We start from the raw sequence: 10,670 nt of genomic DNA, 5'->3' as shown, positions 1-10,670 counted from the left end.
GCTCTGGTCGGGATGGAGGGATTTGAACCCCCGGCCTCTTGCTCCCAAGGCAAGCGCGCTAGCCAAACTGCGCTACATCCCGGTTATGCATGATAATTATTATAATCAAACTAACGCTGAGCGTCAAGAGCAAAAAAATGTCCAGCTATATGCTGGACGGGGAGAGATAGAACTCACCAAAGCTTGACCAAAGAGGAGTAATTCTATTATGTGCAGAAAAAGTCGTAAATATACCGTTTTTGATTATTTTAGAAGGTGTCGGCCGGAGCGCCCTCTGTCATCGGTCTTTTACGATGTTCTAAACGTTGTATTGTATGACCCGCACCGGTAACGGCGGCACTTTTTACCGCTTTCAGTTTAAGAATTGACATTGCTTTCTTCCAATACTATACTAGGAACAAAGTGTCGCTACCTGAACATGATGTTGTTAGTTGTTCACTTGACTAAGGTATTGGGTCGGGAACAATGTTATGTCAGGAATACGGTAAGGAATAAACCGGAAAACAATATGATTATAGCTGAACAAAAACCGATTGCCGAGATAGCTGGTTACATTGAAAACTGTAATAAGGTATTGCTCGTTGGCTGTGGCGGATGTGTCACTGTTTGTCTGACCGGGGGAGAGAAGGAAACAGGAATTCTGGCGAGCGCGCTGAGGATTAAGCGCCGCCTGGAAGGCAGACCCCTGGAAACTGTCGTTTGCGTGGTCACCCGCCAGTGCGAGCCGGAGTATATCGACGCCCTGGACAGTGTGGTCAGGGATGTGGACGCGATAATATCGCTGGCCTGCGGGATCGGTCCCCAATACCTGGCCGGGCGCTATAAAGACAAATATGTGGTTCCCGCCATGAATACCAGGTTTGCCGGCGGTGCCAAAAAGCACGGTGTCTGGGAAGAGTATTGCGGCTTGTGCGGCGACTGCGTCTTAAGCCTGACCGGTGGCATATGCCCGGTCATCCGGTGTGCCAAGAGCATTCTGAACGGTCCCTGCGGCGGTTCTCAGAACGGCAAATGCGAGATCGACAGGGATGTTGACTGCGCCTGGCAACTAATCCACGACCGGTTGAAAATTCTCGGGCGCCTGGACACGCTCAAAGAAATCGTGCCGCCGAAAGACTGGTCCAGGTCCCGGGACGGCGGGCCGCGCAAAATGGTCATTGAGGAAGTGAGGAACGGATCGAATACGGAAGAAGCAAACTAAAGCAGGTTCTCAAAAGCGGCCGGCTCGCGGTAACTGCCGAGATTGGCCCGCCGAAGCACGCATCCGCTGAAATGATTATTCGGCAGACCCGCCTGCTGGGAGAATCCGTGGACGCGGCCAATATTACCGACTGTCAGACGGCCGTGGTGCGGATGTCGAGCATCGGCGCGGGTATCCATATACTCAGGGAGGGTGTTGAGCCGGTTGTGCAAATGACCTGCCGGGACCGCAACCGGATTGCCATCCAGAGTGATTTGCTGGGGGCATACAGCCTTGGCATACGCAACCTGTTATGCCTTTCCGGCGACCACCAGATGTTCGGCAACCATCCCACGGCCAAGAATGTCTACGATGTGGACTCCATCCAGTTGATCAGGCTGGTCAGGCGGATGAAGGATGAAAAATTGTTTTTTTCCGGGGAAGCGTTCAATGGCCAGGAACCGAGGTTTTTCGTGGGCGCGGTGGCTAACCCGTTTGCCGACCCGTTCGAATACCGGGTTGACCGGCTGGAGAAAAAGATCAACGCCGGGGCTGAATTCATTCAGACACAGACCATTTATGATTTGGAACGTTTCACCCGGTTTATGGAAATGTGTGTGGCGCGCGGGTTGCACGAAAGAGCTTATATTCTGGCCGGGGTTACTCCCCTGAAGAGTTGGCGGGCGGCCAGGTTTCTGCAAACCAGTGTGCCGGGCATGATTGTGCCGGACGAGATCGTCCGGCGCCTGAAAAGCGCCGAAGACCCCCGGGAAGAGGGCAAGAATATCTGTCTTGAACAAATCAGGTATATTAAGGAGAAGGTTAAGGGAGTATCCGGGTTTCACGTTATAGCCATCTCCTGGCCGGAAATTGTGCCTGATATTGTGAAGGGTTCCGGTTTGTATCCCCGGCCTGTAATCGACTGAAATAACGCCGGCTTGATAAAATTAAAATATAAAATCGAGGAAATATAAAAGGAGCTTAAAGGCTCCTTTTTATGTTTGCCCGGCATGTCTGCCGAGCCGATGGGTTGAAAGAAATCCTGCCGCCCAACCAGCGGGAAGACAACCCGTAGGCAAGGGCGTCACTGGTAACGATGAGGAAAATATTAATTGCCGGTGATTAAAGGTCCATAGGCAAGCAAAACGCATAATTATGTCTATTTGTGTGGCTTTGTATAGTGTTATTTTATGTCATTGTAGGTAATCGGTTATAGTAGCTGGTTTTTTTTGTTGACTTTTGCGTTAGCGATGGTTATTATTATGTTATGTTTAATGCGTTGTTGTTTATTGTTCTTTCCTTATTTGTTCTGTTGGGTTTTGTATTATTTGGATATCATTATTTTTGTAATGGCAGCCGGATGGCAGCACGATTTGAGTAGAAGATGACATGTTTATTATGAACAAACTAGTTATAAAGTGTAAGTAAAATAGCGCAGAGATACGTAAAGGAGCGATAAAGCAAGATGGCAGAATCTATTTTGATACCCTTAAGAGATACGATGCATAACATTTCGTCCGGTTTAATGATCCCCGCCATTATTATCTTGTTGCTGTTTATAGCTTTGGTAGTGGTTGAGATGGGCGGACTGCTGGTGGAAGCCCTCACGGAGCGGCGCAGAAAGAAAGTTAATGTGCCGGAGTTGGTTGACACCTTTCAGGGCAAAGATGCCGGGGAGCTTATGGATGAAGTTGCCAACAGCCATCTGTTCCGGCGCCAGAAGGATGCTCTCAGTGAATTAATCAAACACCGCAATCTACCCGCCGCCTCTTTGCAAGCTGTAGCCCGCAAGTTACTGGTCGGCGAGGAACTGCATTATGCCAAGGTTACAAATAGAACTGACCTGGTGGCACGTCTGGGGCCTATGTTCGGATTAATGGCAACCCTGATTCCGCTAGGCCCGGGCATGATCGCTCTTGGCCAAGGTGATACCAAGACACTGGCCGATTCTCTGCTTACTGCCTTTGATGCCACGGTAGCCGGCTTGGCAGCTGCAGGTGTCGCCTTTGCCATCTCGCGTTTGCGGAAAAGGTGGTATGAGGATTACTTGAGTTCTCTTGAGGCTTTAATGGAAAGCTTATTGGAAGTGTTTACTAACGGCCAGCAGATTGAGGAGCAGGAATCGCAAGGTATTTAAAAAGTTCATTCTCTGACGCGTGCAATCGAAATCGCAGAGGTCCGGTAGAGGGGCAATACTTTGTAAAAGGATGGTTTTTGTTCATGTTGGCAGTAGCGTTAAATTGCATAGGCGCCATAGGAGAAGAAGAATTTGGGCCTGCGCTTGTAAAGTTATTTAATGATTTCATGGTGGTCAAGTTAATTCCCCACGAAGATTTAGCTGAAGCGCGGTTGCAATTATGTCAACCTGCGGGCTACGGAGAATTGCAGAAGGACATTGAGGAGTCTTGGAATCCATCAGAATCCTTGCTGGAACTCCGGGGACCAAATGCTAAACTGCGAAGAATGGTGCGTCAAATGTTTTTTTTCGACGAGGAAAAGAAATTTGAAAAAGTTTTACTTGAAGGATGTGATGGCATAACCGACTTCCCATGGGCTGTGCAAATTGTTGTGATGCAGCTGCCAGTGGGCTGGGAACAGGTTTTGGAATGGATATATATGGCGGATATCATTGTTTTGATTGATTCGGAAAGTGAAGTATGCAGGGATTTTGCAGCCAGATTAAAAACGATTGGTCCGGATATCCCCGTTTTTTTAGAAAATGTTCAGGAAGGTTTGTCAAATGACCTAAAAGTCGGCCTGGAGGTTTTATTTGCTGATTATATAAAAAAAAGAGATGAAATCAAAGATATATTGGAGTCTCAGTATCCAGAGCAACTGATCAGCTGTGCACAGGCCCACAGAATGGCTGGAAAGCTGGGGGTTAGTTTGCCTTTGGTAGGCAATGTATGTGATGAACACGGTTATAGGGTAACATACTGCAGGTTGGGCTGTTTTTAGCGGGTGAGACGGCTGGTGACCTGCGGCGATCAAATAAAAATTGAATCTGCAGGAGGCTGATGTGCGTGGTCGTTGTTCCGAAAGAACCGGTATCCATCAAGCCGATCGGCGTTGTTGTCTCCGATTTTAAAAAAGTTAGCCGCACTTATGACTATAACAGTGAAAGCATGATTTACATGAGGGAAGAGCTTACAGACGCTCTCATCGGTATTGAATACTTTTCACATATCCATGTGATCTATCACCAGCATCGCAGGAGAGACTGGTTGGATCTGATTGAGTGGGAGCAGGATGAACTGCCGCTAACGCTCCCTTTTGCCAGTGAACCGGTCTGCCAGGGGGTTTACTCCACCCGGTCTCCGTCCCGTCCTTCAGCGATAGGGTCGTGCGTGGTTGAACTGATCAGATGCGAAGGGAACCGTCTTTATGTCAGAGGGCTGGACGCGCTTGACGGGACTCCCGTCCTGGATATAAAAATTTATATTCCCCATTATGACGCGTTTCCATTAGCGGAGACCCCATTAAACTGGTGCATGGGGAATGAGTTGAGCACCACTTCCCGGCATTTTCACTGGGATACCGTCAACGTCGGGCTGACTCTGGGGCTCAGAACGGGCGCTAAAGCGTTGCAGTCCATCGGTATCGGCCGCGGCGAAGCGGTCAGAGCGGAAGTGGCCGGCGGGCATTTTTTCGCGCAGGGAATAGAAGGAGTAACCGGGTGCAGTGTCTTGCGGGGTAATATGATTTTTGAAGAACGCAACACGTCGCCGGGACAGTGGAAACTTAAGCTTGTAGGTAAAGATAATGAAGTAACAATCATGCTCAATGATCATATTTACTCAGGCGCCGGTGAGGTGCTGGAAGTCGGCGAGAATATATTGTTCGCCACAGTGCAAACGCTTAATCATGAGGATGTGTAATGGGGTACTATCTGGCGGTTTTTTCCTCCGTGCATCAGGTGAATCAAATAAAAAGCCTGTTAAACCGGTGTGGCGAGTATATTGGCATGATTCGCGCTCCACAATGCATTTCCACCGGCGGGTGCGGCTTTGCGCTCCGCTTCGAGGAGAGCAAGCTCCTGCCGGTCAAGCAGGCGGCACGGGAATTAGGAATAGCCGTCAATGGTATTTACCAAGAGGAAAGTCAAGAAAACGGAAGCAATACATATACCCGAATCGAGTGAACCACCGATGAACGTTCTATAACTAGCCAAGGAATAAATAAGGAAAATACGACGCGACGCTCTATCGATAGTGAATATTATCACGTAGTAGTGAGGGTTTTCGCATGGTATACCTTGACAATGCGGCCACTTCGTGGCCCAAGCCCGAAACAGTGCATCTGGAAATGATTAAGTGCGTCAAAGAATATGGGGCCAACCCAGGGAGAAGCGGACACAGGATGGCCATGAAGGCCAGCGAGAAGATATTCGAATGCAGGGAGAACCTCGCCAGGTTATTCGGCATAACGGACCCGCTGCGGATCGTCTTTGCCAGCAACGCGACCGAGGCCATCAATCTGGCGGTTAAAGGACTTTTAGCGTCTGGTGATCATGCGATCATTTCGAGCATGGAGCATAACGCAGTGGTGCGTCCTCTTAAAAAACTGGAAACTGCGGGAGTGGAACTTTCCATCGTAAAAGCGGATTTACAAGGGAAGATTGACCCTACGGATATTGCAAAGAGAATTAAGCCGAATACAACGCTGTTGGTTGTTACCCATGCCTCCAATGTAACGGGTACGGTCAATGATCTGGCATGTCTGGGACGCTTGGCGAAAAAGCATAATATTTTTTTCATGGTGGACGCCGCGCAGACGGCAGGCAGCTATCCCGTGCATGCCGGGCTGATGAATATCGACCTGCTTGCTTTTGCCGGGCATAAAGGCTTGTTTGGGCCGCAAGGCACGGGCGGTTTGTATGTCCGTGCGGGGCTGCGTCTGGATACGCTGAAGGAAGGCGGCACGGGCAGTATTTCGGAAAGTCCCTGGCAGCCGGATTTTCTCCCCGACCGGTTTGAGAGCGGCACATTAAACACCCCCGGCATTGCGGGACTGAGTGAAGGAGTTAAATACGTCCTGGAAACGGGTATCGAAAATATCCGAAATCATGAAAACCGGCTTACTGGATATATGCTTGACGGACTTAGTGAAATGAAAAAAGTCAGGGTGCACGGATGCGGCAATGGTGAGCAAAGGATCGGTGTTGTATCGATCACGATCGACGGAAAGGACTGCCATGAGGTGTGCCGTGAACTGGATGAAAGATACGATATTGCCGCCAGAGGCGGCTTGCACTGTGCCTACCTGGCCCATGAAACCATAGGAACGCAAAAGACGGGCACGATTAGGTTCAGTATCGGCTTTTTTAATACTATCAAGGATATTGACAAAGCGCTGACGGCGGTGCAGGCAATCGCCGGAACGTAGAAACAGGTATTTTATCTTTCGTTACCGTGACTGAGCGGAATGCGTCAAACAGGGAAGTTGATTAAATGGTGTGGCGTAAAGTAATAAATACCCGTAGCTACGGTATAGTTTGTATCGCCCTGGCGATAGCCCTGAATACCATCGGAGTGGGCTACGCTGCCTGGCAAAACGGGTTGCAGGTCGAGGGAGTGGTTGCGACGGGGTATATCGACCCTCAGTTCACCTCCTGCGCAGTGGTGGAAAATTGTTTCCCGGGCCGCGCCGAAGCGATGCTGGATGGCCAGGGTAAAAGGCTGATCCTCCAGATATATGACGCTTACCCAGGTTATTATGCGCACTTTCGTTTTCAGGTAGCCAACCAGGGGACGGTGCCGGTAAGTTACACCGCCCGCATCGACAATAATACGCCGGAAGTGGCTATAAGGATCAGCGATACCCAGGGCATTATCGGCGGGGCGGGCGGGAGTCAATACGGCGACCTCTGGCTTACCGTGGGAAATGTAGATGAAAATAGCGATTACCTTTTCACGGTAGATCTCGCTTTTCAGCAATGGGATGCCGTGAAATAGACGTTAATTTACCGTATCGCTAAAACACTGCAGGAGGTGGTTATAAAGCATAAAGCTGTTCAGTTTACTGTGGTATTAAAATATGCAGAACAATTTCGAAGGGGGTTCTATGATGAAAAATGTCAAATTACTAAGTTTGGTTATGGTGGTAGCCTTGGTCCTAATGGGCGCCGCCTATGCGGCGTGGTCCGAGGATATTACCATTAACGGTAATGTCCAGACCGGTTACCTGGATACCGTTTTTACGGCTGCGGCTTCTAATGATACGGGTACTACCGTTGACCCCGGCAAAACAATAGACGCAGGCCGCACTGAGGTTCCCACGGTTATTGGCGCGGACGGCGTCAAGGACTTCGAAGTAGCTGTTACCAATGGCTATCCCGGTTACAATGCAACAGTCGACTATACCATTAAGAATAACGGTACCATCCCCGTGAGAGTGACTGAAGTGGTTGATAAGGCGGGTAATGATGCCGAGCTTAGCTTGACTTCCACTTTGGCGGCCAATACCGTAATAGCCCCGGGCGCCACCTATGATGCATCCGTTACCCATGCGGTAACCGACGCGGCTCAGCAGGAGCAAACTTATCACTACAAAGTCACCATCATCGCTGCCCAGGCCGCCCAGTAAAAAATACTTATTTAAAATAGTATTAATTCCGCGGGACGGGGGTGTCCTTGTCCCGCAGCTGCATAATCACTCCGCGTCAGCAGGCGGCAATAACAAACTTGCTAAGAGATGAGGAGATGATGGGATAAAAATACTATTATTGATTTTAACGGTAATCGTTGCCCTCACGCTCTTGCCTGACGGCATGGCTTATTGGGAGCATGATACGGAGATCACCGGCAAGATCCACACGGGCAGCTGGAATAAGGAGCAGCATTCCGCCGCAGAAATCACGTCCGGCAATTATCCTGCGGCCATCGGGGATATCAGACCGGATTACCAGACAGAATGACTGGCCTCGTACTTGTAAGCGTGAAAGGCTGGAAGGGTTGCGATGGCAAAGGGCAATAGCGCGGGTACAAGATATTGTTACATTATTCTGCTAACCATGTTAATCGGCATGTACGTGATCATTAACATGCCTATTGAGCAAACGGAGGGCAGCTTTTTTCTCACCTACGTTGTGCAGCCGTTTTGCTGGGCAGCGGTGGTTTTCTTTGTCTGGTGGCTGCCCCGTACAGGGATTGCCGGAAAACTGCGCCTGCGCCGCCTGTTGAACTGGCTGGCGTTGCTCAGCGCCGGTTTCTACATTATATTCCAACTGGTTGGCGGTATGGTGGAAGGTTTTGGCAAAAGCCCCTCGTCATTTACACTTTTAGGCATAACCAGCAACATCGTTTACGTAAGCTCTTTCCTGGCCGGTATGGAGATTGCCCGGGCATATTTGATTCATAGACTGGTGAAGCGATGCTTGCATCTGAAGCTGGGACTGCTGGTGGTTTTTTTCACGGTCCTCAATATTCCGTTCAGCATGTTAACCGGCTTCCGGACCGGTTTCGAGTTCGCCAAGGTGGCCGGCAGCGTCATCTTGCCGGGGCTTGCTGAAAACGCCGCCGCCTCCTACCTGGCTTACCTGGGCGGCCCGTTGCCGGCCCTGATTTACCGCGGTGCACTGCAGGCGTTCCAATGGTTCTGCCCGGTGCTGCCGGACCCGAGCTGGACGACTAAGGCTCTTTTGGGCACGTTCATTCCAGGCTTCAGCCTGTTCATGTTCCACCGGCTCTACCTGCTGGAATCCAGGGACCTGAGAAGAAGCAAGGCTGCCCAAGAAAATCCGGCCGGGTGGATTATTACCAGCGTCGCTTCCGTATTGCTGGTCTGGTTTTCAGTGGGGATATTCGCCTATTACCCGTCGGTGATTTTAAGCGGCAGTATGATGCCCGGGATCAAAAGAGGCGATATTGTCCTGCTCAGAAAAATAACCGGAGATGAAGTCAGGATCGGTGATGTGATTCATTTCCACCGGGACAAGATGCTGATCACCCACCGGGTGCTTGAGATCAAGGAGGATCACGGCGTAAAGGTTTTCCGGACCAAGGGAGACAACAACAGCGGGCCGGACCCGGAGTTGGTCAGCCCGCAGCAGGTAAAGGGCAAAGTGATTTTTGTCATCCCAAAAATCGGCTGGGCCACTTTACTGGTAAAAATGTTGACAGGGGCGATTAAGCCTGGAATAAATTCACAGGGAACAGAATTTTGAGATAAATTCAATTCAGCGGCACGGAGTTGAAAGGCTTGAAGTATCAGATGGACAGAAAAATCAGACTGGCATGCCTAGCTGCGTGTACAATTCTTCTGGCTGCAACGTTGTTTATGCTGCTCAAGTCCCTGGCCTGGCCGGGCGTGGTGGAACAGACAGTGCCTCAGTTTTCGTACAATCAGAATGCCCGGGTCGATTACCGGGTCTACTTTAAGTCCAATAAGCTTTACCCGGAAAGCAGCCTCGGGCCGGGTAGCATGTATGTAACAAACTTTGTTGATTATATAAATACCTCTTTCAAGTATACGTTTAGCGCCGACCGGGTCGCTGAGGTCAAAGGAGAGTATGAAATTGTCGCCGTGGTGGAAGCCGTGGCCGGCAAAGACAGTAAAAAAGTATGGCAAAGGGAATTCGTGCTTTTGCCGAAAAAAGCCTTTAACGGCAAGGAGCAAACAATTACCATCCAGGAGGAGTTGCCGTTGCGGCTGCCTGATTACAACGCTTTTGCCAGCACCGTAATCAGGGATTCGGAGTTGATTCCGGACGAGGTGAGCATGACCGTGCGCTGGAACGTGGCCGTGGAAGCAGCGGCGGACGGCGGGCAGGTTAAGGAGCAACTGGCGCCAACCCTGGTAGTGCCCCTGGTCCGGAAAGCCTTTGAGATCGGCGGGGAGCCAGTGAAAGAAAAGCCGGGCGCCATCACGGCAGTCAAGACCGTGCCGGTCCGGGTAAGCTGGAAAAAGGTGGCCCCATACGGCACTGTCGCGTGCATCAGCGCTTTAGTGCTGGTCCTGCTGCTCTGGTTAACCGGCGGGAGGGCGGGACACATCGATCCGCTGGAGGCCAGGGTGAGGCAGATCGTGAAAAAGCATGGCTTCCGCATGGCGGCCATTGACGGGGATATATCGGCACTCATTGGAAACGCGGTACCGGCCAGGTCGGTTGACGACCTGGCGCTGATTGCCGATGAGCTGAACAAACCCCTCGTTTACCGGCCCTTGTCGGAGACCAACGAAGTTCCGTCATTTTATGTCTTCGACGAACCCAAGGTGTTTGTCTATGAAATGAAACGCGATAACGACGTCACTTAAGTTGACTGATATTGAAATTTTTTGATATGACCGGTTAATAAAGTGGCGTGAAAGGGGGAGAAAGAAATTGCGGCTAATGCAATTGGGATCAAAACTAAAGTACAGAAAGTTTGTGACATTTCTTGCCGTGCTGGCATTGCTGTGCAGCGTCTTCTCAATGGTCCTGCCCGGCCCGGCCGGCGCCGCCAACCAGGCCAATGACAGTCCCAATGGGCTGGTACCGTCGCTGACAGTC

12 protein-coding genes and 1 tRNA gene are annotated in these 10,670 nt (G+C 50.4%); 12 read left to right on the top strand and 1 reads right to left on the bottom strand.

The window, feature by feature from the left end; all coding sequences use genetic code 11:
* Positions 1–4: 4 nt before the first annotated feature.
* Positions 5–82, bottom strand: a tRNA-Pro gene (locus tag A4E54_RS05670).
* Positions 83–508: 426 nt separating this feature from the next.
* Between A4E54_RS05670 and A4E54_RS05665 the strand changes: the two genes are divergently transcribed.
* From A4E54_RS05665 to A4E54_RS05610, 12 genes are all read left to right on the top strand, one after another.
* A complete protein-coding gene (locus A4E54_RS05665; protein WP_240084561.1) occupies positions 509–1,201 on the top strand; it encodes a methylenetetrahydrofolate reductase C-terminal domain-containing protein in 693 nt (230 codons plus the stop codon).
* Complete coding sequence (locus tag A4E54_RS05660) at positions 1,177–2,106, top strand: methylenetetrahydrofolate reductase (RefSeq protein ID WP_240084562.1); 930 nt, start codon at positions 1,177–1,179, stop codon at positions 2,104–2,106. Before A4E54_RS05665 ends, A4E54_RS05660 begins: the two co-directional genes overlap by 25 nt.
* A 539-nt stretch (positions 2,107–2,645) precedes the next feature.
* Entirely contained in the window at positions 2,646–3,317 is a 672-nt protein-coding gene (locus A4E54_RS05655) for a MotA/TolQ/ExbB proton channel family protein (RefSeq protein ID WP_240084546.1), read from the top strand.
* Between the two features lie 83 nt (positions 3,318–3,400).
* A complete protein-coding gene (locus A4E54_RS05650) occupies positions 3,401–4,138 on the top strand; it encodes a hypothetical protein (RefSeq protein WP_240084547.1) in 738 nt (245 codons plus the stop codon).
* 65 nt (positions 4,139–4,203) lie between these two features.
* Complete coding sequence (gene tsaA, locus A4E54_RS05645) at positions 4,204–5,058, top strand: tRNA (N6-threonylcarbamoyladenosine(37)-N6)-methyltransferase TrmO (RefSeq protein WP_240084548.1); 855 nt, start codon at positions 4,204–4,206, stop codon at positions 5,056–5,058.
* The gene (locus A4E54_RS05640; RefSeq protein ID WP_240084550.1) at positions 5,058–5,321 is read left to right on the top strand and encodes a putative Se/S carrier protein; all 264 of its coding nucleotides are present in this window, start codon (positions 5,058–5,060) and stop codon (positions 5,319–5,321) included. Before tsaA ends, A4E54_RS05640 begins: the two co-directional genes overlap by 1 nt.
* A gap of 104 nt (positions 5,322–5,425) precedes the next feature.
* Positions 5,426–6,565 carry an aminotransferase class V-fold PLP-dependent enzyme gene (locus tag A4E54_RS05635; RefSeq protein WP_240084551.1) on the top strand — a complete coding sequence of 380 codons (1,140 nt, stop codon included), beginning with the start codon at positions 5,426–5,428 and terminating at the stop codon, positions 6,563–6,565.
* A gap of 65 nt (positions 6,566–6,630) precedes the next feature.
* Positions 6,631–7,134, top strand: coding sequence for a hypothetical protein (locus tag A4E54_RS05630; protein ID WP_240084552.1), 504 nt, complete (start codon positions 6,631–6,633; stop codon positions 7,132–7,134).
* Between the two features lie 109 nt (positions 7,135–7,243).
* On the top strand, positions 7,244–7,765 hold the full coding sequence (locus A4E54_RS05625) for a hypothetical protein (RefSeq protein ID WP_286724922.1): 522 nt from the start codon (positions 7,244–7,246) through the stop codon (positions 7,763–7,765).
* A 139-nt stretch (positions 7,766–7,904) separates the two neighbouring features.
* The gene (locus A4E54_RS05620) at positions 7,905–8,096 is read left to right on the top strand and encodes a hypothetical protein (RefSeq protein ID WP_286724920.1); all 192 of its coding nucleotides are present in this window, start codon (positions 7,905–7,907) and stop codon (positions 8,094–8,096) included.
* 42 nt (positions 8,097–8,138) lie between these two features.
* Positions 8,139–9,344 (top strand): signal peptidase I, encoded by a 1,206-nt coding sequence (locus A4E54_RS05615; protein WP_286724918.1) that lies wholly within the window; start codon positions 8,139–8,141, stop codon positions 9,342–9,344.
* 35 nt (positions 9,345–9,379) lie between these two features.
* Positions 9,380–10,435, top strand: a complete 1,056-nt coding sequence (locus A4E54_RS05610; RefSeq protein ID WP_286724916.1) for a DUF5305 family protein — start codon at positions 9,380–9,382, stop codon at positions 10,433–10,435.
* Positions 10,436–10,670 lie beyond the last annotated feature (235 nt).

It is taken from the genome of Pelotomaculum sp. PtaB.Bin117 (genome assembly GCF_002067195.1).
In the GTDB taxonomy this organism is placed as follows: domain Bacteria; phylum Bacillota; class Desulfotomaculia; order Desulfotomaculales; family Pelotomaculaceae; genus Pelotomaculum_D; species Pelotomaculum_D terephthalicicum.
This window is presented reverse-complemented; position numbering and strand designations above follow the sequence as displayed.